The organism is Pseudomonas sp. BNK-45 (genome assembly GCF_047456255.1).
Classification (GTDB): domain Bacteria; phylum Pseudomonadota; class Gammaproteobacteria; order Pseudomonadales; family Pseudomonadaceae; genus Aquipseudomonas.
In genome coordinates, this window is record NZ_CP179909.1 from 4,478,371 (window position 1) to 4,500,434 (window position 22,064).

18 protein-coding genes are annotated in these 22,064 nt (G+C 64.4%); 8 read left to right on the forward strand and 10 right to left on the reverse strand.

Features of this window, described 5'->3' with window-relative positions; all coding sequences use genetic code 11:
• Positions 1-42: 42 nt before the first annotated feature.
• Positions 43-603, reverse strand: coding sequence for a carboxymuconolactone decarboxylase family protein (locus ACMGG8_RS20110; RefSeq protein ID WP_129406023.1), 561 nt, complete (start codon positions 601-603; stop codon positions 43-45).
• A gap of 104 nt (positions 604-707) precedes the next feature.
• Between ACMGG8_RS20110 and ACMGG8_RS20115 the strand changes: the two genes are divergently transcribed.
• Positions 708-1,619, forward strand: coding sequence for an AraC family transcriptional regulator (locus tag ACMGG8_RS20115; protein WP_060843506.1), 912 nt, complete (start codon positions 708-710; stop codon positions 1,617-1,619).
• A gap of 20 nt (positions 1,620-1,639) precedes the next feature.
• On the opposite strand, the gene ACMGG8_RS20120 is transcribed toward ACMGG8_RS20115, so the two are convergent.
• The 5 genes from ACMGG8_RS20120 to ACMGG8_RS20140 are packed head-to-tail and all read right to left on the reverse strand — an operon-like array spanning position 1,640 to position 5,416.
• Entirely contained in the window at positions 1,640-2,311 is a 672-nt protein-coding gene (locus ACMGG8_RS20120) for a methionine ABC transporter permease (protein WP_414158271.1), read from the reverse strand.
• Positions 2,308-3,285 (reverse strand): methionine ABC transporter ATP-binding protein, encoded by a 978-nt coding sequence (locus ACMGG8_RS20125; protein WP_414158272.1) that lies wholly within the window; start codon positions 3,283-3,285, stop codon positions 2,308-2,310. Before ACMGG8_RS20125 ends, ACMGG8_RS20120 begins: the two co-directional genes overlap by 4 nt.
• Entirely contained in the window at positions 3,282-4,091 is an 810-nt protein-coding gene (locus ACMGG8_RS20130; protein ID WP_414158273.1) for a MetQ/NlpA family ABC transporter substrate-binding protein, read from the reverse strand. The genes ACMGG8_RS20125 and ACMGG8_RS20130 overlap by 4 nt, the downstream gene beginning before the upstream one ends.
• 30 nt (positions 4,092-4,121) lie before the next feature.
• The gene (locus ACMGG8_RS20135) at positions 4,122-5,159 is read right to left on the reverse strand and encodes an isopenicillin N synthase family dioxygenase (protein ID WP_060839161.1); all 1,038 of its coding nucleotides are present in this window, start codon (positions 5,157-5,159) and stop codon (positions 4,122-4,124) included.
• A 41-nt stretch (positions 5,160-5,200) separates the two neighbouring features.
• Complete coding sequence (locus tag ACMGG8_RS20140; protein ID WP_011061476.1) at positions 5,201-5,416, reverse strand: TOBE domain-containing protein; 216 nt, start codon at positions 5,414-5,416, stop codon at positions 5,201-5,203.
• Positions 5,417-5,660: 244 nt separating this feature from the next.
• Here ACMGG8_RS20140 and ACMGG8_RS20145 point away from each other — a divergent pair, with 244 nt between their 5' ends.
• The 6 genes from ACMGG8_RS20145 to ACMGG8_RS20170 all read left to right on the forward strand — a co-directional run bounded on the left by ACMGG8_RS20145 (position 5,661) and on the right by ACMGG8_RS20170 (position 15,171).
• The gene (locus tag ACMGG8_RS20145; protein ID WP_060839160.1) at positions 5,661-6,482 is read left to right on the forward strand and encodes an aldo/keto reductase; all 822 of its coding nucleotides are present in this window, start codon (positions 5,661-5,663) and stop codon (positions 6,480-6,482) included.
• A gap of 202 nt (positions 6,483-6,684) precedes the next feature.
• Positions 6,685-9,519, forward strand: coding sequence for an ATP-binding protein (locus ACMGG8_RS20150; RefSeq protein ID WP_060839159.1), 2,835 nt, complete (start codon positions 6,685-6,687; stop codon positions 9,517-9,519).
• On the forward strand, positions 9,506-10,696 hold the full coding sequence (locus ACMGG8_RS20155) for an EAL domain-containing protein (protein WP_060839158.1): 1,191 nt from the start codon (positions 9,506-9,508) through the stop codon (positions 10,694-10,696). Before ACMGG8_RS20150 ends, ACMGG8_RS20155 begins: the two co-directional genes overlap by 14 nt.
• Positions 10,697-10,805: 109 nt before the next feature.
• Complete coding sequence (locus ACMGG8_RS20160; RefSeq protein ID WP_414158274.1) at positions 10,806-14,012, forward strand: ATP-binding protein; 3,207 nt, start codon at positions 10,806-10,808, stop codon at positions 14,010-14,012.
• A 74-nt stretch (positions 14,013-14,086) separates the two neighbouring features.
• Positions 14,087-14,734: a response regulator gene (locus ACMGG8_RS20165; RefSeq protein WP_060839156.1), complete on the forward strand. Its 648-nt coding sequence runs from the start codon at positions 14,087-14,089 to the stop codon at positions 14,732-14,734.
• A 23-nt stretch (positions 14,735-14,757) separates the two neighbouring features.
• Positions 14,758-15,171, forward strand: coding sequence for a TIGR03067 domain-containing protein (locus ACMGG8_RS20170; protein WP_414158275.1), 414 nt, complete (start codon positions 14,758-14,760; stop codon positions 15,169-15,171).
• 25 nt (positions 15,172-15,196) lie between these two features.
• Here the strand turns inward: ACMGG8_RS20170 and ACMGG8_RS20175 are convergent, their stop codons facing one another.
• Positions 15,197-17,509 (reverse strand): ATP-dependent DNA helicase, encoded by a 2,313-nt coding sequence (locus ACMGG8_RS20175; protein WP_414158276.1) that lies wholly within the window; start codon positions 17,507-17,509, stop codon positions 15,197-15,199.
• On the reverse strand, positions 17,506-19,158 hold the full coding sequence (locus ACMGG8_RS20180; protein ID WP_414158277.1) for a VRR-NUC domain-containing protein: 1,653 nt from the start codon (positions 19,156-19,158) through the stop codon (positions 17,506-17,508). The genes ACMGG8_RS20175 and ACMGG8_RS20180 overlap by 4 nt, the downstream gene beginning before the upstream one ends.
• A 202-nt stretch (positions 19,159-19,360) precedes the next feature.
• Here ACMGG8_RS20180 and ACMGG8_RS20185 point away from each other — a divergent pair, with 202 nt between their 5' ends.
• A complete protein-coding gene (locus tag ACMGG8_RS20185) occupies positions 19,361-19,585 on the forward strand; it encodes a YgdI/YgdR family lipoprotein (protein WP_060839152.1) in 225 nt (74 codons plus the stop codon).
• 15 nt (positions 19,586-19,600) lie between these two features.
• On the opposite strand, the gene ACMGG8_RS20190 is transcribed toward ACMGG8_RS20185, so the two are convergent.
• Together ACMGG8_RS20190 and ACMGG8_RS20195 are read right to left on the reverse strand one after the other, a co-directional pair.
• Positions 19,601-19,984, reverse strand: coding sequence for a hypothetical protein (locus tag ACMGG8_RS20190; RefSeq protein ID WP_414158278.1), 384 nt, complete (start codon positions 19,982-19,984; stop codon positions 19,601-19,603).
• A gap of 186 nt (positions 19,985-20,170) precedes the next feature.
• Positions 20,171-22,024, reverse strand: a complete 1,854-nt coding sequence (locus tag ACMGG8_RS20195) for a polyurethanase (RefSeq protein WP_060839150.1) — start codon at positions 22,022-22,024, stop codon at positions 20,171-20,173.
• Positions 22,025-22,064: the final 40 nt, after the last annotated feature.

Consider the following 22,064-nt stretch of genomic DNA (forward strand, 5'->3'; position numbering starts at 1 on the left):
TTCTCCTTGAAGGGGGCGCCGTTGGATAACCGGCGCCTTGAATCATTGACCCTGGGCCGACCAGCGATACTGGGCCAGCTCGGGGTTCAGTTCGGTCCCGGCGAACACGTTGGCGAAGTTGCACAGGGTCGCCAGACTGATGCCCAGGATCACTTCCAGGGCATTGCCCTCGCTGTAGCCTGCGGCCTTGAACCGGGCATACGCCGCTTCGTCGACCTTGCCGCGGGTGGCGATCACTTCCCGGGCAAAGGCCGCCAGGGCTTCCAGCCGGGCTTCGGGCAGGGTGCTCTGCTCGCGCAGCGCACTGACCACCGGATCGGGGAGTTTGGCCTTGTTCAGGGCCACGGCGGTATGACCTGCGACACAGAAATCGCAGCCATGGGTGGTGGCGGCGATCAACTGCACCACTTCCCGCTCCGCCAGGCTCAGATCAGCCTTGGCGTTGAGGCCCGAGACGGTGACGTAGGTTTCCAGGGCCGCCGGGGCATTGGCCAGGATGCCCAGCAGGTTGGGGATGTAGCCGGAATTCTTCTGGGCGTTTTCAAGAAATGGCCGGGCCGCTTCTGGGGCAGTGTGCAAGGTGTGTAGAGTGACGCGGGACATGGAGTGGACTCCTGGTATGTAGGTGTGCGTCAAGTCTGTTGGTTATAAGAATTCCGATCCATATTCTAAAGTAGCGATTACTTGCTCCTGAGTGTTTCCCTTAGATGATTTCATCAAGCCCCTTGGTCGATTGGTTATTAGAAAGCCTGGAACTGGACGCCAGCCTGTTTCATGTCGGGCGCTACTGCGGTGGCTGGCACGCCAGCACCCAGGGGCTGGCCCGGGCCAGTTTCCACCTGATCGTGCAGGGCCATTGCTGGCTGCATATCGACGGCGTGCCCGAGCCCCTGCGCCTGAACGCCGGAGATGCGGTGTTCCTGCTGCGGGATCTGGGCTATCGACTGTCCAGCGCCCCGCAGCCTGAAGTGGCGCAGCAACTGCCACGCATCGCCATGAGCGCCCTGGATGCCGGCGCCCAGGATGGGGTCGGGCTGGTGTGCGGTTTCTTTCATTTCAAGCCCGGGTTGTCGTCGCTGATCATCGAGGGTCTGCCGGGCTGGCTGGTGCTGCGGGCCGGCGATCCGTCGCTGAGCGCTGCCCGGGCGCTGTTCCAGCTGATTCTCGATGAGTGCCAACGCGCTCCCGCGCCCTCGTCGGCACTGCTGGAGCGCCTCAGCCACCTGCTGTTTCTCTATGTGTTGCGCCAGCAGGTCAGTGACAACCAGGACCTCGGCGGCCTGGTGGCCCTGGCCCGGCATCCGGGGTTCGCCCCGTTGCTGGAGCAGTTGATCCAGCACCCTGGCCAGGCCTGGCCCCTGGAAAGCATGGCGGCGTTCACCGGGCTGTCGCGCTCGGCGTTTTTCAAGCGTTTCAATGAACTGGCCGGGCAATCGCCGGGACAGGTGCTGCTGGCCCTGCGCATGCGCCATGCCTGCCAGCTGCTCAAGGCCAACCAGACGGTGGAACAAGTGGGGGCCGCGGTGGGCTATCAGTCGATTGCCGCGTTCACCCGGGCCTTCACCAAGGCGGTGGGGCTGCAGCCGGGGGCCTATCGCAAGCAGCATGAAGGACGCTGAAGCGCCCTTTCGCGCCGGACTCAGCGCCGATGGGCCAGGGCCCGCACCAGCCGGTCGCCGGCGCTCTGCACCCCCTGGACCAGCAGCACCAGGATCAGCACCGTGGCCACCATGATCTGGTTGTTGAAGCGCTGATAGCCGTAGCGGATCGCCAGATCCCCCAGGCCTCCGCCGCCGATCACCCCGGCCATGGAAGAGAAGCCGATCAGCATCACCAGGGTCAGGGTCAATCCGGCCAGCAGCGCCGGCAAGGCTTCCGGCAGCAGGGCCTTGAAGATCACGTGGCCGATATGCCCGCCCATGGCCAGGATCGCCTCGATCCGGCCCTTGTCCACTTCATCCAGGGCGTTCTCGACGATCCGTGCAAAAAACGGAAAGGCACCGATGGTGATCGGCACCACCGCCGCGGTGCTGCCCAGGGTCGTGCCCACCACCAGCCGGGTCAGGGGGATCAGGGCAATCAGCAGCACCACGAAAGGCAGGGAGCGTCCCAGATTGACCAGGGCGCCCAGCAGGCGATTGAGTCGGGGCATGGGACGCAGGCCGCCCGGGCGGCTGACGAACAGCACTACCCCCAGGGGCAGGCCGATTAACAGGGTGAACAGCGAGGCCAGGAACACCATGTACAGGGTTTCGCCGGTGGCGGTGAGCAGCAGTTGCGCCAGCTCCGGCCAATCGAGGCTGCGGTTCACAGGCGTTCACTCCGAATCCCTCGCTGGGCCAGGGCCGTCAGCAGTTGTTGGAATTTGCCGGCATCGGCGGGGGCGGCGGCGATGCGCAGGCGCCCTACCCGCTGGCCGCCCACAGACTCGACACCAGCGGCCAGCACCTTGAGTGGCAGCCCCTGCTGGCGACTCAGTTGCTGCAACAGCGGCGCGGCGCGCTGGTTATCGAAAAAGGTCAGTTCGGCTTCGGGCTGGCTAGCGTTGAACGGCAGGTTGTAGCCCGGCAGCAAGGCACGGCCCAGTGCCGATTGCGGGTCCGCGAGCAATTGGCCGATCGGACCGCTCTCCAGCAACCGGCCCTGGGCCAGGGAAGCGGCGTGGCTGCAGATGGCCTTGACCACCGCCAGTTCGTGGGTGATCAGCACGATGGTAAGCCCCAGCTCGCGGTTGATGTGGGTCAGCAGTTGCAGGATCGAGGCGGTGGTTTCCGGGTCCAGGGCGCTGGTGGCTTCATCCGACAGCAGATAGCGAGGCCGCGCCGCCAGGGCCCGGGCAATCCCGACCCGCTGCTTCTGGCCGCCGGACAGTTGGGAAGGAAAGGCCCGGGCCTTGTCGCTCAACCCCACCAGGTCCAGCAGTTCCAGGACCCGGGCCTGGCGTTGCGGCTTGGCCAGGCCGGCGATTTCCAGGGGCACCGCGACGTTGTCCTCGACCGTGCGCGAATGCAGCAGGTTGAAACCCTGGAAGATCATGCCGATGCCCTGGCGCTGCCGGCGCAACGAGCCCTCGGACAATGCGCCGAGGTCCTGGCCATCGATCAGGATGCGCCCGCTGCTGGGACGCTCCAGCAGGTTCAGGCAACGCAGCAGGGTCGACTTGCCGGCACCGCTGCGGCCGAGAATGCCGTACACCGCGCCGTCGGGAACCGTCAGTGAAACCCGATCCAGGGCCGGAGGCTGGCCCTTGCCATAGATTTTGCTGACCTGCTCCACCTGGATCATGGCTGGCGGCCCGCGACCGGGATCACCGAGCCCGAGTAGGTTTCACTGATGTATCGGGCCACTTCCGGTGAATTGAGGTCCTTGGCCAACTGGCGGATGCGCGGGTCGTCCTGCAGTTTGGGGGTGGTCACCAGGATGTTGGCGTAAGGGTTGTGCTCGGCCTTCTCCAGGCCCAGGGCGTCCTTGGCCGGCACCAGTCCGGCTTCCAGGGCGTAGTTGCCGTTGATCACGGCCAGGTCCACGTCCTCCAGGGCCCGGGGTATCTGCGGTGATTCGATTTCGAGGATTTTCAGCTGCTTCGGGTTGTCGGCGATGTCCTTGGGGGTGGCCTGGTCCCGGGCCGGGTCGCTGAAACCGGGCTTGAGGCGGATCAGCTGGTAACTCTGCAACAGGTACAGGGCGCGGCTGAGGTTGGTGACATTGTTGGGCACCGCCACGCTGCCGCCCTGAGGCACCTGGTCGAAGTTCTGGTGCCGCCGGGAGTAGATGCCCAGAGGCTCGATATGCACGCTGGCGGCCACCGCGAACGGCTGGCCCAGCGCCTGTTCCTGGGACTTGAGATACGGCAGGTGCTGGAAGTAGTTGGCGTCCACGTCGCCGTGGGCCAGCAGTTCGTTGGAATTCACGCCGTTGGGGATCTCGATGATCTTCAGTGGCAGTTGCGGGTCGAGCTTCTGCACATAGGCGAGGATCTGCGCGTGGGGCACCGGATCGGCGGCCACCCGTAACGGTTGCGCGGCGCTGGCCGGCAGGGTGTGTCCCAGGCTGGCCAGCAGCGCCAGGGCAAACAGGGAGGTCTTCAGCATGGCAATCATCCTTGGTTCGACGAATGAGGGTCAGGCGCTCAGGGCCTTGGGTATCAGGACATCGGCGTAGTAACGCTGGGCCACGTCGGGGTGCGAGCGCAGACGGCCCTTGAGGTAGTTCCAGCCGACGTCGCGAAACAGCGGGTTGTGGGGGTCGCTGGCCGGGCCCCGGGCCTCCTGTCGCAGCGCCTCGGGCAAGGGGTACAGCGGCACCCGGGCATCGAGTTGGGCCCCCAGAAAGAAGGCGATGGACAGCCGCTCGCGATCCGCCGGCGGCGACAGCACCCGGTGCACCGTGGCACGCAGGTAGCCGTGGGTGGCCAGTTCCAGCAGTTCGCCGATGTTCACCACCAGGGTGTTGTCCCGAGGCGGCGCATCGATCCAGCGGCCCTCTTCCACCTCCACCTGCAGGCCGGCCTGCTGGTCCTGCAGCAGAAAGCTGAGAAACCCGGAGTCCTTGTGCGCGCCGACACCCTGGTTGCTTTGCCCCGCAGCGCGGCCGGGGTAGCGGATCAGCTTGATGTGTTCATTGGGCCGTGCACCGTACAGAGGGTCGAACGCCTGCTCCGGCAGGGACAGGGCCTGGGCGAAAGCGCGCAGCAGCCGCAGGGACATGCGGGTCATTGCCTGCTGCCACTCCAGCAGCAGCGGCTTGAGTTGCGGCAGCTGCGCCGGCCACTGGTTGGGCCCTTGCAGCCGTGCCCAGGGCGGGCTGTCGGGGTCCAGCGGCAGGGCCTGGCGTTCGGCTCCCAGATCGAACTGCTCGCGCAGGTCCGGCTGGCCGCGGGTAATCTCCGAAGCCGCGCGGTTGTAGCCGCGAAAATGCGGCGAGTGGATCATTCCCACGGCGGCCTTGTCGGCCTCGGGCAAGGCGAAGAATGCCCGGGCCTGCTCCTGCACCCGGCGCAGCAGATCGCTGTCGATGCCATGCCCGGTGAGGTAGAAGAAGCCGACGTCCCGCGCGGCCTGGCGCAGGTTGAGCAAAAACGCCTGGCGCTGTTCCTGGCTCGCCTCCAGTTGGCTCAGGTCCAGAATCGGTAGTGCGGTGATATCCAGCGAGTGCGGCATGGTTCACTCCCCTGTGAGTTGACGATGTCCGGTGGTCGGGCTCAGAGCTTGGCGATGGACACTTCGGTGGATTTGACGAAGGCGATCACTTCGCTGCCGACCTTCAGTTCCAGATCGCGCACCGAGCGGGTGGTGATCACCGAGGTCACGATGCCCGAAGCGGTCTGCACGTCGATTTCCGACACCACCTGGCCTTCGTGGATCTCCTTGATCACGCCTTTGAACTGGTTGCGTACGTTGATGGCTTGAATGGTCATGCTGGCAAATCCTCTGCGGGCACCGGACTCAGGAATTGAGCGGCTGGTGACAAACATGCACCTTTGGCCAAAGCCTTCAAAGGAATAAATAATTAGTATTTTATGCCTTTTAGATATATTGAATTGCCGCCCTCGCCCCGGGATTTGCCGGTCTGGAGTCCGTACAGCGGAACTTGACCGCCGCCCATGGCTTTGTTTCCCTGTGCCCTTCCCATCCGACTCGCCACAGATCCCAGGAGGCAGCATGCGCACGCTCGAGCTCGCGAACACCCAGGTTCCGGTCATTGGCCAGGGCACCTGGCGCATGGGGGAGGATCGTCGACTGCGGGATCGGGAAATCGCCGCGCTGCGCAGCGGGATCGAGCTGGGCATGACCCTGATCGACACCGCTGAGATGTACGGCGAAGGCGGCGCCGAGGAAGTGGTCGGCCAGGCCATTGCCGGGCGCCGCGATCAGGTGTTCCTGGTGAGCAAGGTCTATCCCCACAATGCCGGTCGCCAAGGCCTGCCCCTGGCCTGCGAGCGCAGCCTGCGGCGCCTGGGCACCGAGGTCATCGACCTGTACCTGCTGCACTGGCGCGGACACTACCCTCTGGCGGAGACCGTGGAGGCATTCGAGCGCCTGCGGGAGGCCGGCAAGATTCGCCGCTGGGGAGTGTCCAACTTCGATCTGGCGGACCTCGATGAACTCGACGCGCCAGCCTGCGCCACCAATCAGGTGCTGTACAACCTGGAGTCCCGGGGCATCGAGTTCGACCTGCTGCCCGCCTGCCAGCAGCGCCGGATGCCGATCATGGCCTATTGCCCGATCGGCCAGGCCGGCGCCCTGCTGGCCGAACCGCAGTTGCAGCGGATTGCCCGGGAACATGGCGCGACCCCGGCGCAGGTGGCCCTGGCCTGGCTGTTGCGTCAAGACGCAGTGCTGGTGATTCCCAAGGCCGTGAATCCGGAACACGTGCGCCTCAATGCCCGGGCCGGCGAACTGCAATTGCGGCCCCAGGACCTGCAGGCACTGGATCAGGTGTTTACCCCGCCTCGCCGCAAGCAGCCTCTGGAGATGGTTTAAACGTTATAGCGGAATCAGACATGTTCGATTGCAAGCGAAGTTACAAGAGATTAATTGCAAGAAAGTGACTACCCGCAAAGTTGCTCTTTCAGACAATTAACTTAGTGTCCGGAAAAGTTTCAACAGTATAAAAATCCTTTGCTTCCGGTTATTTAAGAATTGTCTGATCCCTGCTTGTCATGCCCCCAATTACAGTTGGCGGATGAGATTAAAAAGCTACCTGCATCAGATCAATCCCCTTTTTTCCAGTCCTGAAGCAGCCCGTCGGCTGCTTCGTGTAGTCGCGCTGATTTTCCTGATCGGCCTGCTCGGCGCCGTCTACAACTTCCTGCGTTCGAGCATCAACAATGAACTGTCGCAACGGCGCAGCTACATGAGCAGCGCCATCGCCGAAGCGCAGACGTTCTTCACCAGCCGCGAAGCCTTGCTGGAAAGCCTGAGCCTGTCGGCCGTGCACAAATCCCGGCAAAACCCCAACTATGAATCCAGCAGCGACCCCGAGGAGGAAATCCACCTGCAACTGGGCGCCCCCGGGGAGCATCAATGGGGGGTCTGGCTCACCCAGCGCATGCGCGACTACCTGAAAAGCAAACAGCTGAACCTGCTCTACGTCCACGACGGCGAACAACCGCCTGTCCAACGTCTGTTCAGTACCCAGCCCGAAGCCGCCTACCTGCCCGCACTGATGCTGGCCAAGCTGGCCAGCCTGAACTCCTCGCAGATCCCGACGGGGCAACAGTTGTGGCTGATGGATCACTCCTCGAGCAGCGCCCGCCTGTACATCTTCACCCGTCTCGACGAGCGCTACCCCAACTCCGGCTGGCTGGGCCTGGAGATGGAAGGCAACAGCGTATCCGCCGCCCTCAGCGATCAGAGCGCCGGGGACTTCATGATGTTCAACTCCCAGGGTGGACTGATCTTCAGCAGCACTCCCAGCGCCCAGTTGAGCGAGGAGGTCCGGCAAGTCCAGGGCGGCAGCTTCTTCGGGTTTCTCGGCGGCCGCTGGTGGCCCGATCACCTGGTGATCCGCAAGCAGCTGGGGTCGTCGGACTGGCAACTGGTCTACGCCTTCGACCTGCACAATCTGCTCAAGAGCCTTTGGCCGCAATTGCTTGCGGCCTTGCTGATCAGCCTGTTCGGCATGGCCTTGATCGGCTTCCTGAGCCACTGGATCGAGGTGCGCCTGATCGCTCCGGCGCTGCACCGGATCCAGGCCCTGATCGAAAGCGAGGCATTCAGCCGCGACGTGATCCAGATCGCCCCGGTGGCGCTCTGCGTGCTGCGCCGCAGCGACGGCCAGGTGGTGCTGGAAAACACCCTGTCCCAGCAGTGGCTGGGCAACGGCACCGAGCGCGACCAGCTGTGTGCCGGCTGGATCGAGCAGGCTTTCGACCCCAATCGCCCCAACAGCTCGGACTACTTCGAAACCGCCGACGGACGCCATCTGTACCTCAGTTCGGCGCCGACCCGCTACAACGGCGAAGACGTGCTGTTCTGCGCCTTCAGCGACATCAGCGCGCGCAAGCAGATCGAAGCGGCGCTGGAGGAAGCCAAGCGCCTGGCCGATACCGCCAACGAAGCCAAGACCCTGTTCCTGGCCACCATGAGCCACGAAATCCGCACACCGCTGTACGGCGTGCTCGGCACCCTGGAGCTGCTCTCGCGCACCCAGCTGGACAACCAGCAGAAAGACTACCTGCGGGCCATCGAGGGCTCGTCCGGAACCCTGCTGCAGTTGATTTGCGACGTGCTGGATGTGTCCAAGATCGAGGCGGGTCAACTGGCCCTGGAACTCAGCGAGTTCTCCTCCCTGGATCTGGTGCACGAGATCATCCAGGGTTATGCCGCCGCAGCCCAGGCCAAGGGCTTGCAGTTCTACGCCTGCGTGGATCCGCATTTACCCGAAGTGCTGCTCGGCGACGTCACGCGCATCCGCCAGATCCTCAGCAACCTGCTGAACAACGCGGTCAAGTTCACCGACTCCGGGCGCATCGTCCTGCGGGTTCGGGTGGACAGCCGCGACGGTGAGCGCAGCAATATCCTCTGGCAGGTTTCCGACACCGGCCGCGGTATCGCCCAGGACGACCAGACCCTGATCTTCGAGCCCTTCTACCAGACCGAGGGCAACACCAACGTGATCGCCGGCACCGGGCTGGGCCTGCCGATCTGCCAGCGTCTGACGCAGTTGATGAACGGCAACATCCGCATGGTCAGCGAACTCGGCCTGGGCAGCAGTTTCACCCTGACCCTGCCTCTGGAAGCTTCCTCCCTGGGGGCCAGCGCGCCACTGATCAGCCCGTTGCTGCCGGAGATGATCTACGTGGTGTCGCCGGTGCGCGAACTGGCGGAGTCCGTGGCCGGCTGGTTGCGCCGCTGGGGGGCCAGGGCCCAGTTCAGCCTGCCGACCCAGTCGGATCGCAACCGCGGCCATGTGCTGATCGAACTGCATCCCGGCACCGTGGAGCAGCGCCTGGAGCCGGACTGGCAGGGCCCTCTGGTGCTGGCCAGCGGCGACGGCCACAACGAACCGCGGATTCGGGGCGGCTGCTGGCATGTCAACACCAACAACCTGCGGGCCATCCACCAGGCGGTCAGCCAGGCCCAGGGCGTCTGGGTGGTTGCGAGCGAGGAGCACCCCGACAGCCGAGAACTGAAAAAACTCAGCCTGCATGTCCTGGTGGCCGAGGACAACGTGATCAACCAGCTGATTCTCAAGGATCAGCTGGAAGAGCTGGGTTGCAGCGTGGAATTGGCGTCAAACGGCGAAGAGGCGCTCTGCATCTGGAGAGCCGGGCACTTCGACGTGATCCTGACCGATGTGAACATGCCCAAGCTCAACGGCTACGAACTGGCCAAAGAGCTTCGGCGTCAGGGCTGTTCGATCCCGATCATCGGGGCGACGGCCAATGCAATGCGCGGAGAAGAAGAGCTCTGTCTTGCAGCCGGGATGAACCACTGCCTGGTCAAGCCGTTTGCATTAAGAGCGTTGTTCAACTATCTGGCGCCCTATGAAAGAGCCCCTCATGAAGTCCTGTAGCATTTTGATCGTCGAAGATCAGCCGTTTCAGTACATGTACCTGCAACACTTGTTCAACGAGCTGGGCCCGTATCAGCTGGAGGTCGCAAGCAACGGCAGGGAGGCCCTGGAGCGTCTCAAGCAGCGGCACTTCGATCTGGTTCTGACGGACCTGCTGATGCCCGGCATGGACGGTGTGCAGTTCATCCAGGGCCTGGCCACCCATCGTGTGCGCCCGGCCCTGGCAATCATGAGCGCCTCTTCGCGGCGCATGCTCATGGGCGCCAGCCTGGTGGCCCGCAACCTGGGCCTGCGGGTGATTGGCCTGATCTCCAAACCGGTCAACCTGGCCGCCCTGCGCAGCATCACGGCACAACTGCCGGGGCTTACCAGCAACGAACCGACGCCGGCGGTGTGGGTCGAGTGCAGCCGTGAAACCCTCCAGCACGCCCTGCGCGACGCGCAGATCCAAGCCTGGTTTCAACCCAAGAAGGCCCTGAACAACGGGCGCATCGTTGCCGCCGAGGCCCTGGTGCGCTGGATGCACCCGCAGCACGGCATGTTGCTGCCCTGCGACTTTCTTCCGGAGCTCACCGAGGCCGGCCTGGAGGAAGAACTGCTGTGGCTGATCCTCGATCAGGCCCTGGCGGCCCAGGTGTGCTGGCGCGAGGACGGTTATGACATCCCGGTCTCGATCAATCTGCCGACCCACCTGCTCAACAGCGCCGACCTGGCCGACCGCCTGTATGACTTTGTCATCCAGCGCAACGGCATACCGGGGAAGATCTGCTTCGAACTCATGGAATGCTCGACCCCGGAACACATCAGCAACTTCTACGCGGGCGCCTGCCGCCTGCGCATCAAGGGTTTCGGCTTGTCCCAGGACGATTTCGGCAAAGGCTACAGCTCCTACATGAACCTGGTGTCCACGCCCTTCACCGAACTGAAGATCGACCGGGCCCTGGTCCAGGGCTGCCACGCCAACGAAGAACTGGCCCAGGCCCTGACCAGCATCATCGCCCTGGGTCGGCAGTTGGGCCTGACGGTGGTCGCCGAGGGCGTGGAAAGCGCCCAGGAGCTGGCCCTGCTGAGAAAGATCGACTGCACCCAGGTGCAGGGCTTCCTCATATCCCACGCGGTGTCCTCGCAACAGTTTCAGCAACTGCTGGCCCAAGATGGACCGGCGACGGTGTACTAGCCGATGAACCCATTGCCCTGCTCCGCACCAGCCACTCATCGCTGACCGCCTTGCTTCAGAGAGAGGAATCTCGAACGCGGGGCCCTTCTACGTATCTGGGAATTCAGTGATGAAATACCGCAATACCTTGATGGAGAATCTGACTCGCAGTTCGATTCGCCTGAACAAGGGCCTGCTGACCCTGGCGGGCCTTGCGCTGCTGCTGTTCGCCCTACTGTTCTGGACCACCCAGCGCCTGATCGATGAACAGCACAACAGCGTCAGGCTGCATTTCGCGCGGTTGATGGAAAACATCCAGGAACAGGAACTGTTTCTGCAGAAGCTGGCTTCCCGTCAAGCGAGCGCAGCGCCGCTGGCTGCCGAGCAGCCCCTGCCCCATGACGCCAATGACCTCTCCCAGGCCCAGCCGCCGTTGCTGACGCCCTTCGACCCGAGCTTCGACTCTCAACCGCAGGCCGCCAACGAACTGCCCAAGGCCTTCGCCCTGGGCCTGCAGCTGTCGACCTTCTACAACGCCTTCTGGTCCACGTCGCCCTATCACGCGCCCCGCACCTTTCTGTTCAACAGCTTCGGCAACTACGACATCAGCCTGCCGGCGGCGCGCCAGGCGCGCGGCAATCCGTGGCAGGGCAACGGCTCCCATGACGGCGAAATGGAACAGGTGCTGCGGCAACTGAAGGTCAAGCACAGCGACCCGCGGGACCAACAGGTGCATTGGCAAACCTACAGGCTCCCGGAGTCACTGGACGTCGCGCCCAAGCTGCTGGCCTACGTCAATCTGCACCTCGGACCGCAGCCGTTGCAGCTGCATGGCGCCAACAGCTGGATGATGGTGGCGTCGCTGCTCAATCTGGACAAGATCAACGACATCGAGCGCCTCATGGACTGGTCGATCTACGACGACTTCACCCTCATCGAACCTTCCGGCAGCGTCCTCAGCGGCTCCCTGCCTGCGGCCAAGGCATTGCGCGAAGGCCCGAACTTCGGCTTGCGGGGCATGGTCTTCAAGGTCACCAGCCCGACTCCGGCGCTCTGGACCGGGCTCTACAGCATCAGCTACAAAAGTTATCTCGGTTATGCCCTGTGGCTGCTGCTGGGCCTCCCGGCGCTGGCCCTGGGCGCGATCGTCTGTGGCTGGATCGCCAGCCGCTGGTACCGCGACCGGGTGGTGGCTCCGGCGCAACTGGCGCACCAGACCCTTGCCGAGAGCGAGGCCTTCAGCCGCGTGGTGCTCGATACCGCGCCCACCGGCCTGTGCGTGGTGCGCCGTGAGGACTTCAAGGTGCTGATGGAGAATCGCCAGGCCGTGCAGTGGCAAGGCACGACCCAGTTGCTGAGCATGCTGCAGCGCGACCCGCCCTTGAGCGACAGCGGCGAAACCTGCCTCGAGATCGAAGGCCGGCACTTGCAGGTGGGGCTGGTCGCCACCCGCTACCAGGGGCAGGACGTTCTGCTGTGCACCTTCTATGACATCACCGCGCATGTGCAGGACGCGCAACTGCTGGAACAGGCCCGGCTCGCGGCGGACGCGGCCAACCAGGCCAAGACTCTGTTCCTGGCCACCATGAGCCACGAGATCCGCACCCCGCTGTACGGCGTGCTCGGCACCCTGGAGTTGCTGGGCCTGACCCCGCTCGACGCGCGCCAGAGCGAATACCTGCAAACCATCCAGCGCTCTTCCAGCAACCTGTTCCAACTGATCAGCGACGTGCTCGACGTGTCCAAGATCGAGTCCGACCAGATGAGCATCGAACCCGTGGAATTCTGCCCACTGGACCTGGTGGAAGACGCGCTGCGTAGCTATGCGGCCTTCGCCGAACGCCGCGGACTGCTGCTCTACGCGTGCATCGACCCGAGCCTGCCAAACCTGATGCGCGGGGATGCCGGGCGCATCCGGCAGATTCTCAACAACCTGTTGAGCAACGCCATCAAGTTCACCGACAGCGGCCGGGTGGTGCTGCGAGTCCGGGTGCTGGCGCAGCAGGACAGCCTGGCCAGCATCGAATGGCAAGTCACCGACACCGGGATCGGCATCTCGCCGTCGCAGCAGCCGCAGTTGTTCGCCCCCTTCTACCAGGTCCGCGACGCCTCCAATGAGGCCGGTGCCGGGCTTGGGCTGGCGATCTGTCAGCGTCTCAGCGAGATGATGGGTGGACACATACAGGTGATCAGCGAACCGGGGCTGGGCAGCAGTTTCTCCCTGCGCCTGAGCCTGCCGTGCCTGGCAGGCGCCCTGCCAGGCGCCGCGCCGCTGCCCGAGGGGCCACCGGTGTATGTCCGGGCGCCGGTGCCGGAGCTGCAGAAAAGCACCTGCGAATGGCTCAACCGCCTCGGCCTGCAAGCCTTTCCGGTGCCTCTGTGCACGGACGACAAACCGCGCAATACGGTGCTGATCGACATGCTGCCCCGTGACAGTCAGCCCGGCTGGCCCGGTCCCTGTGTCACCGCCGGAGCGGCGGGTCACCGGGACCACCCGCAAGCGCAATGGGCGGTCGACGCCCACGATATCCGCGCCATCGCCCAGGCCGCGGCGCTGGCCCGCCAGGGACAACCCCTGGACCTGCTGCAACGCGCCCCCGGGACCTTGCGCCACCTGGCGCTCAATGTTCTGGTGGCGGAAGACAATCCGCTCAATCAGACGATCATCAAGGAACAACTCGAAGCCCTGGGTTGCCAGGTGACCCTGGCGTCCAACGGCGAACAGGCCCTGGAACAATGGCAGCCCCAGCTGTTCGACATTGCCGTCACCGACGTCAACATGCCGCTCATGAATGGCTACGATCTGGCCCGGGAGCTGCGCCGACGCGAGCCGAAGCTGCCGATCATCGGCGTCACCGCCAACGCCCTGCGCGAGGAAGGCAGCCGTTGCCTGGCCGCCGGCATGAGTGCCTGGATCGTCAAGCCCATGACCCTGCAGACCCTGCGCGGGCAACTGGAAAAGCTCTGCCCGGTGCCTGACAGCAACACCGCAGCGCCCGCGACCATCAGGCCGGTGGAGCCGCTGCAGCCCCGGGAACCGGCTCCGGCCGAGCAGCGGATACAGGTGTCGGAGAAAATGCGACCGCTGTTCCTGAGCACCATGCGCGACGACCTGCAACGCCTGGCCAAGGCCCTGGAAACCGGCTCGGGCCGGACCGCCGCCGAGCGCCTGCACAGCATCGCCGGGGCCATGGGCGCGGTGCAGGCCGGCATCCTGGCCAAGGCCTGCGCCGAGCTGGAGTGCCAATTGCTGGAAAACACTTTGAATCCGATTCTGGAGGGCCAAGTCAGGCAACTGATGCAGCACTTGTCGGAACTTCTGCTGCCCCTTGAATAATGGGTGGCAGGGTTTAATGTACCGTCAGTCTTATGTTTCTTTACTAAATTGCGTATTACACGGGTGTGTTTGCCATGGAAAAACTGAAAGTAGTCATTGCTGACGATCACCCTATTGTTTTGCTCGGCGTGCGCGAGCTCATGGAGCGCGACGACCGCTTCGAAATTGTCGGTGAAGCGGTATGTTCCAAAGGCCTGATCCAGCAGCTGGAATCCCGGCCGGTGGACATTGTGATTACCGACTACAACATGCCCGGAGACTCGCCTTACGGCGATGGCCTGAAGCTGGTGGAGTACCTCAAGCGCAACTTCCCGCACTTGCAGATCCTGATCCTGACCATGATTTCCAATCAATTGATCCTCACCCGCCTGCGCGAGTTGGGGGTGGTGGGCGTGATCCAGAAAAGCCAGTTGCACGAGGAGATCCAGACCGCCCTCAAGGCCATCGCACAAAAAGGCGTGTACCGCAGCCTGGAGCCGGCCTCCCATTCGGTGATGGAATCCAATGTGGCGATCGACGAGCGAATTTCCACCCTGTCGCCCAAGGAATTTGAGATCCTGCGGCTGTTCGTTTCCGGCAAGAGCGTCAGCGACATCGCCCGCAGCCAGAACCGCAGCTCCAAAACCATCAGTGCCCAGAAGATCTCCGCCATGCGCAAGCTGGACGTGCAGAGCGACCAGGACCTGCTGACCTACTGCATTGGCCGCAACATCTTCAACTGATCGTCATAAGGAAGCCCCCGAAAATGGATGGTTCGTCCCCCCTGAAGCACGCCGACCTGCTGCAGCTCGAGGCGCTGCAAGGCGCCTGGGAACAGATCTCGATGGAAGACAGCGGCGTACTCGACCCACCGGACGAGCACAGCGCGCCAGGCGCCCTGACCCTGATCGAAGGCAACCGCTTTCGCGTGGTGACGGTGGCCGGGGACACCCTGCTGGCGGGGAGCTTCAGCCTCGACAGCAGCACCCAGCCCAAGTCCATCACCTGGGTCGATTCCATCGGAGCCGACGCCGGCAAGCCCTTGCCGGCCAGCTACCAACTGAGCGCCGATGAGTTCGTGTTCATCGCCGCCGACGAGGGGCAACCGCGGCCCACCCGTTTCAGCACCGGGCCGGGCCAGACCCTGCGCCGCTTTGTCCGCGTCCACCGGGACCAGTGACAGCGCCATCCCCCGCCGCTGATCGTCACTCCCCGCCAAACCCTGCCGCCGGCTCCACCTCAGCCGGCCCCGCACCCTCGGCCTGGATCGCCCACCACCCCGGCAACAACTGCCGCACCCGGGACTCGGCGAAACGGTCGTCAATCAGCATCAGCACGCCACGATCGGTCTGGCTGCGAATCACCCGCCCCGCCGCCTGCACCACCTTCTGCAAGCCCGGATAGAGGTAGGTGTAGTCGTAGCCGGAACCGAACAACGCCGCCATGCGCTGTTTCATCTGCTCGTTCAGCGGGTTGAGCTGGGGCAGCCCCAGGGTGGCGACAAAGGCGCCGATCAGCTTCGTCCCCGGCAGATCGATGCCTTCGCCGAACGCCCCGCCCAGAACGGCAAAGCCTATGCCCTGCCCCTCGGCGCGAAACTGCTGGAGAAAGTCCTGGCGCGAGGCTTCATCCATGCCCCGGGACTGCAACCACAGGGGGATGTGCCGGTGTTCCCGGGCCAGCAGCTCGGCCACCTGCTGCAGGTAATCGAAGCTGCTGAAGAACGCCAGGTAGTTGCCCGGCCGCGCGGCGAACTGGCGGGCCAGCAACTCGACGATCGGTGCCAGCGACGCCTGCCGGTGCACATAGCGGGTGGAGATGCGGCTGACGATCTGCACCTGCAACTGGGCGGCGGCAAAGGGCGACTCCACCTCCAGCCACACCGTGCTGTCCGGCAGGCCCAGCAGGTCACGGTAGTAACGCTCGGGATTGAGGGTGGCAGAAAACAGCACGGTGCTGCGGGCCGCGCTCAGTCGCGGGCCCAACAACGCCGCCGGCACCACATTACGCAGGCACAAGCGCGACAGGCTGCGCTTGGCGCTCAGGGCGCGCTTGCTGATGTCGAAGATGAACTGCCGCTCATCGAACAGTTCCGCCACCCGGGCAAACTGCAGCAACTCGAAGTACAGCCCCTGCAGGCCGGCGTCCAGGCCCTGGGGCTGCTCGTTGAAGTAGTCACCCAGGGCCGCGACGCACAGGGCCAGGGCCCTGAGCAGCGCCGTGGGCAACTGGCTATAGGCCTGATACGGCGCGAGCTGTTCCTTGTGCAGGGCATTCCATTCTCGGTTCAGGCGTTGCAAGGCGCCTTTGAGCACCTGGGGCGCAGTGTGGCGCACGGCGGCCAGCTGTTGCTGATCCAGGCTTGCGCTGTACATGCCGCGCCCGCGCTCCACCAGGTTGTGCGCCTCGTCCACCAGCACCGCCAACTGCCACTGATTGGCCTGGGCCAGGCCGTACAGCAAGGCGCTGAAGTCGAAGTAGTAGTTGTAGTCGGCCACCAGCAGATCGCTCCAGCGGGCCATTTCCTGACTCAGGTAGTAAGGACAGACCTGATGCTCCAGGGCCACCTGGCGCAGCGCCTGGCGGTCGAGCATCGGCACCTGGCTGGCCGCCTGGCGCGCCGCCGGCAAGCGTTGGTAGAAGTCCCTGGCCAAGGGACAGGACTCACCATGACAGGCTTTGTCCGGGTGTTCGCAGGCCTTGTCCCGGGCCACCAGCTCCAGGACCCGCAACGGCAGCCCGGCCTGTCCGGCGAACAGCACCCGCGCCGCATCCAGGGCCAACTGCCGCCCCGGGGTCTTGGCGGTGAGAAACAGCAGCTTGTCCAACTGCTGCGGGGCCATGGCCTTGAGCATGGGGAAAATCGTGCCCAGGGTCTTGCCTATGCCGGTGGGGGCCTGGGCCAGCAGGCAGCGGCCGGTGCTGACCGCCTTGTACACCGATTCGGCCAGGTGCCGCTGGCCCTGGCGAAACGTCGCGTGGGGAAAGTTCAGGGCGCGGGTCGCCTGGTCCCGGGCTTGACGGTGGGCCAGTTCCTGCTGCGCCCACTGCAGAAACACCGCGCATTGGCGCTTGAAGAACGCCTCCAATGCCGCGGCACTGTGTTCCTCCACCAGGGCGGTTTCCTGTTCGCTGGCCACGTCGAAATACACCAGCGACACCCGCAGGCTCGGCAACTGCAGGCTCTGGCACAACAGCCAGCCATAGACCCTGGCCTGGGCCCAATGCAACTGCCGGTGGTTGTCCGGCATGCGCGCCAGATCGCCACGGTAGGTCTTGATCTCTTCCAGCAGGTTCTGCGCCGGGTCGTAGCCGTCCGCCCGCCCCCTGACCAGCAGCTCACCGTATCGGCCCTCCAGGGGCACTTCGCTCTGGTAGTCGGGATTGCGCCGGGCCGCCACGGTGCGGTGCCCGAGCATGCCCTCCAGCGCACTGGGCGACGGGGTGAAGCGCAGATCCAGGTCGCCGGTCTTGGCACTGAACTCACACAGGGCTCGCACCGCGACGCGATAGCTCACGAGGACGGGGCCTGCCACTGCACGTAGCACACCACCACCGGCATCTGGTGCTCCTGGCAGAAGTCCAGCCAGCGCAGCTGGTTGTCCTGCAGACGATCCCCCGGGCCCTTGACCTCGATCATCCGGTAGCGCTTTTCCTCGGGCCAGAACTGGATCAGGTCCGGCATGCCGGCGCGGTTGGCCCGGATGTCCAGCAGCAGCCGCTGGAACCAGTGTTTCAGGTGTTCGGCCGGCAGGCAGTCCAGGGCCAGTTCCAGCAGTTCCTGGCTCAAGACGCTCCAAAACACGAAAGGCGATTGCAGGCCCCATTTGGCGACAAAGCGCTGACGGATGCTGTCCCGGTAACGGCCATCCTCCAGCTCCTCCAGGCACGCCTGGAACAGCTCGCTGCGCCGCGGGTGAAAGTCCTCGCTCAACAGATCCACCGGCCCGCGCTGGAACGGGTGGAAGAACGCCCCCGGCAAGGGCGCGAAGATCGCCGGCCAGCACAGCAGCCCGAACAGCGAGTTGATCAGGCTGTTCTCCACGTAATGCACCGGTGCCTGGGGCTGATGCAGATGAGCCTGGACCTGCAGCTCCACCGACAACCCGCTGGCGTCCCGAGGCAGGCTCAGGTCCAGTCGCGCCACCTCGCGGCTGACCGCCCGGGACGCCGGTGGCCCGCCCAGCTTGCGCCGCAAGCGCGGCGTCACCCGCAGCAACTGCTGGGCCTCGGCGGCGCTCTGGGGCGCTGCCGCGGCCTGTTCGGCCAGGGTCAGGGCCGCTCGATACTCGGCGCTGAGCTCCAGAACCCGGATCAGCCGCAAGCGCGCCCCGGGGTAGCTGCACTGCTGATAGATCTGCCGGGCCAGCGGCCAGTCGGCCTGGCGTTCGCAATGCTGCCCCAGCAGGAACAGCAGCTTGGCGCGACGCTTCTCCAGCCAGGCGTTGGCGCTGCTGAACGCAACGATACGCGGCAGCACCGCCGGCAGCGGCTCGCCGGCCTCGAAGGCCTCCTGGCATTGCTGCAGGTAGATGAAACCGTCGACATCGTCGCGACTGCGCAGGCCCCGGGCATCGGCGCTGATCTCGACTTTCTCGTAGCTGTAGATCCCCAGGTCCGCGAGCACGAACTCCGACCAGTCCTGATAGAGGTTGCCGAAGAACATCAGCCGCAACCGATCGCACAAGGGCATGACCGTCAGGCTCAGCAGCCGGTCGGCCAGTGCAGAACACCATTGGCCGAAAGCCCGAGGCTGCGGAGACAGCGCCTGCAGCGCTTCCAGCCACTGGCTCTTCTTGGCCTTGGCCGACAATCCCCGGTCGCTGAAGCACTGCAGGATCTCGGCCTTTTGCAACAGGCCGAACAGCTCATCCAGGGTCAGCGGCGCTTGCTCGTCGACCCAGCCCAGCGCCAGCAACGGCAACAGGGCCCCGGCGCTGTCGGCGATTTCCGGGTAGCTCAGCTTGCTCAGGCGAAAATGCCGGCCCTTGCGCATCACCATGCGCACCAGCAAGGCCTGGGACGGCTCGGCCAAGGCAGCGAAATCCGTGATGAAGCGCTGCTCCTCGGGGGTCAGCACATCGGCATAGCGCTGCTCCAGCCAGTTCAGCACTTGCTGGAAGTTGCACAGGTAATAGAGGGGGTTTTCGAGGGGGTTGGAAGTCACTGAACAAACACGCCACGGCTGGATCGATACTGGTTATGCGTACAGATAACAGCCGGCGCCCCGCTCTGGCAAACACTATTGGATAAATGGCGGGACGAAGATTTTTCCAATGACCCGGCGAACTTTCGTCGTCTTCACTACACCAAGGGGCCATGACTATAGTGTCCGCCGCAACGGGGACACCCCCTGATGAGAGGTCTGTATGAATGTGAAGAACCTGGGACTGCTGTTGACCGCCTTCGGCGCCCTGACCCTGGCCGGCTGCGCCTCGCCCACGGTGGTGACCTTGCAGAACGGCACCCAGTATTTGACCCGGGACCAGCCCAAGACCAGGACCGCGGATGGTTTCTATGAATTCCAGGACATTTCCGGCAAGACCGTACGGGTCAAGGCGGACGATGTGGCCACGGTCCGCCAGGAAAAATGATGCAGCTCCCGCGCTTCAGGGCGACCAGGGCAACGGGCCCTGCCCTGGCGTGCAGGAAATCCCCAGAGGCTTGCCTCGCTTGGACAACTGGTCACGCACTTGCTGGCAGCGCTCGCGCTCGCGCGCCTCGGCGTTGTCGATGCTGATGTTGCCGGTGCTCGGCGGCGCCGTGCCGTCCCCCAGGCGCAGATCGACCAGCGGTGGCTCGGGCTGCAGGTTGAAGCGGCTGGCAGGCGCCGGCTGCGACTGGGCAGGCGCCGGCTGACCGGCCGGCAACTGATCCACGCTCACCCCGTAACGTTGCAGAATCGAGCTGCGAGGCAACTCCTCGGCGGCGACCAGCCCCGTCCACAGGGCCATCAGCACCCCGGCACTCGCCCATCTCTTGGTGTTGCTCACAGTCAAAACTCTCCTGCCATTACCTTGAATCCGTTGCTGTCCGGCCCCCACAGAACCCTGGGTTGCTGTAATAACGGGTCAACCGGCGGCGGCTTTAAGGATATTGGAGTCGTCGCTTGACCAGCAGGTCACTTTTTCCCGTCCGGACAGCGCGGGGCCCGTGCCGGCCCCCGCGCCGCGGATGCATCAGGCGATGGTGATGCCCGAGCCGTTGAGCTGCTCAAGACTGACTCCCACCAGGGTCACCGTGTCCTGGCCAAAGGTCAGCAGCGTGTCATGGCCGCTGCTGCTGGCGTGGGCCCGGTAGTCCTGGCCGGGCAGCACCCCGCTCACCCCCATGAACACCAGTTTGTCGCCGCTCTGGTAGCCGAGGATGCGGTCCTGGCCGAAATGACCGGTGAACAGGAAGGTGTCGTTGCCCCCTCCCGACTCCATCAGGTCATTGCCGGCGCCACCGACAAACACGTCATTGCCCCGGCCACCGATCAGGTGATCGTTGCCGTCCAGGCCGAACAGCCAGTCGCCGCCGGCACCGGCCTTGAGCAGGTTGTCCCCGGCATCGCCTTTTACCGACGAGGCGTAGTGGGTCAGTTGAGCGCCCACCTGCAAGCCCTGGTCGGTCACCTGATGCAGCACGTCGTCCTTGAACAGGCCCCAGAGAAACCCCGGCTCCTTGCTCTGGATCGCGCCGATGTCACGGGTGATGCTGATCCCGCCGTTGGCATCGCGCACGTACAGGGTGCCGGCGCCGTCGCTGGCAAAGCTGTAGTCGCCGATGGAGTGCTGCAGGTCCAGGGTGTTGCTGCCCTTGCCCCCGAGGATGATGTTGTAGCCGCCATCGTCGCGGAAGGTGTCATTGCCGTCGCGGCCCTCCAGGTAGTCGTTGCCGCGGCCACCCTGAATCAGGTCGTTGCCGTCGCTGCCGATGATGAAGGTGCTGCCCTTGTGGGTTTCGGCGTTGCGGTTCAGGTCCTGGACCCAGGTGCTGCCCCGGGCCGGGTCCGACAGGTTGGCCACGACAATGGTCGAGTCCTTGCTGGTGAAGTCGTAGAACTTCGATTGCAGGACCCGGGTCAGGCCATCGCCGTAGCCGGTGGGCAGGTGGGAGATCCAGGTGGGGATGTTGAGGATCGAGAACGGCAGCACGTTCCACAGCGACGAGGCGTAGTGGTCGTTGAAGTTGACGATGTTGTTGGTGGCCGAATCCTGATGGGCGTCGTGCACGCCAAGGGACGACAGGTTGAAACTGGAGCCGTCCAGGGCGCGGAACACCGGGTCGTTCTCATAGCCGATGTTCAGCACCTTGTCGCTGGCGCTCTGGGTCGGCGAGGCATAGGCGATGTAGTTGGCATCCTTGTAGAACCCGGACCAGCGTTCGCCGCTCAGGTCCGCCAGGCTGTTGACCCCCAGCCCGCCCAGGCTGTGACCGCTGACCAGGATGTCCTTGCCCGAGAGGCCATTGGCCTGGGCAAAAGCCGCCACATCGGCGAACAGTTTGCCGAAGGCCTCACCGGCGTAGTTCTTCGCATAGTCCTTGGGTCCCAGAGCGGCCAGCAGGTCACTGATGACATCACCGATGGTGTCGCCGATCACCGACTCCCGTGGCCCGCTGGTGCCGCGAAAGGCGATGCCGATGGAACTCAGGTGACCCTGGGCATCGTACTTGCCGAGGATCTCCACCTGGGCCGTGCCATAGCCGTCCTTCTCGCCGAAGAAGGTGCCCCGGGCATCCACCTTGCCGCTGTAGCCCAGTTGCTGGGCACTGAGGGTGGACCACCCGGCCTGGTGCAACGCGTCCTTGGCGGCCTGTTCCGAATCCGGGTTCCAGGGAATGCCAGGGATGACGCCCTGGGAATCGCTGCTGCCGATCAATGCGCTGACCAGGGTTGCCGGCAGGCCCAGGCCGAAGCCGTTGTGCTGGTAACCCACGGCGAAGCCGTTGTCGAGGTTGTGATAGGAGTACAGCGTGATCGCCAGCGCATCGGAAAACAGCGCCTTGGAATCGGCTGCGGTGAAGTTCTTGTAGTCAAAGACACCCATGGTATTGCCTCTCTTTTGTTGGAATTGTCAGAGAAAGCTC

Coding starts and splice junctions, on each gene's coding strand:
- ACMGG8_RS20140 (WP_011061476.1), bottom strand. CDS start 5,416: ATGACCATTCAAGCCATCAACGTACGCAACCAGTTCAAAGGCGTGATC.
- ACMGG8_RS20165 (WP_060839156.1), top strand. CDS start 14,087: ATGGAAAAACTGAAAGTAGTCATTGCTGACGATCACCCTATTGTTTTG.
- ACMGG8_RS20145 (WP_060839160.1), top strand. CDS start 5,661: ATGCGCACGCTCGAGCTCGCGAACACCCAGGTTCCGGTCATTGGCCAG.
- ACMGG8_RS20125 (WP_414158272.1), bottom strand. CDS start 3,285: ATGATCCAGGTGGAGCAGGTCAGCAAAATCTATGGCAAGGGCCAGCCT.
- ACMGG8_RS20110 (WP_129406023.1), bottom strand. CDS start 603: ATGTCCCGCGTCACTCTACACACCTTGCACACTGCCCCAGAAGCGGCC.
- ACMGG8_RS20160 (WP_414158274.1), top strand. CDS start 10,806: ATGAAATACCGCAATACCTTGATGGAGAATCTGACTCGCAGTTCGATT.
- ACMGG8_RS20135 (WP_060839161.1), bottom strand. CDS start 5,159: ATGCCGCACTCGCTGGATATCACCGCACTACCGATTCTGGACCTGAGC.
- ACMGG8_RS20115 (WP_060843506.1), top strand. CDS start 708: ATGATTTCATCAAGCCCCTTGGTCGATTGGTTATTAGAAAGCCTGGAA.
- ACMGG8_RS20150 (WP_060839159.1), top strand. CDS start 6,685: ATGAGATTAAAAAGCTACCTGCATCAGATCAATCCCCTTTTTTCCAGT.
- ACMGG8_RS20155 (WP_060839158.1), top strand. CDS start 9,506: ATGAAGTCCTGTAGCATTTTGATCGTCGAAGATCAGCCGTTTCAGTAC.
- ACMGG8_RS20130 (WP_414158273.1), bottom strand. CDS start 4,091: ATGCTGAAGACCTCCCTGTTTGCCCTGGCGCTGCTGGCCAGCCTGGGA.
- ACMGG8_RS20185 (WP_060839152.1), top strand. CDS start 19,361: ATGAATGTGAAGAACCTGGGACTGCTGTTGACCGCCTTCGGCGCCCTG.
- ACMGG8_RS20170 (WP_414158275.1), top strand. CDS start 14,758: ATGGATGGTTCGTCCCCCCTGAAGCACGCCGACCTGCTGCAGCTCGAG.
- ACMGG8_RS20195 (WP_060839150.1), bottom strand. CDS start 22,024: ATGGGTGTCTTTGACTACAAGAACTTCACCGCAGCCGATTCCAAGGCG.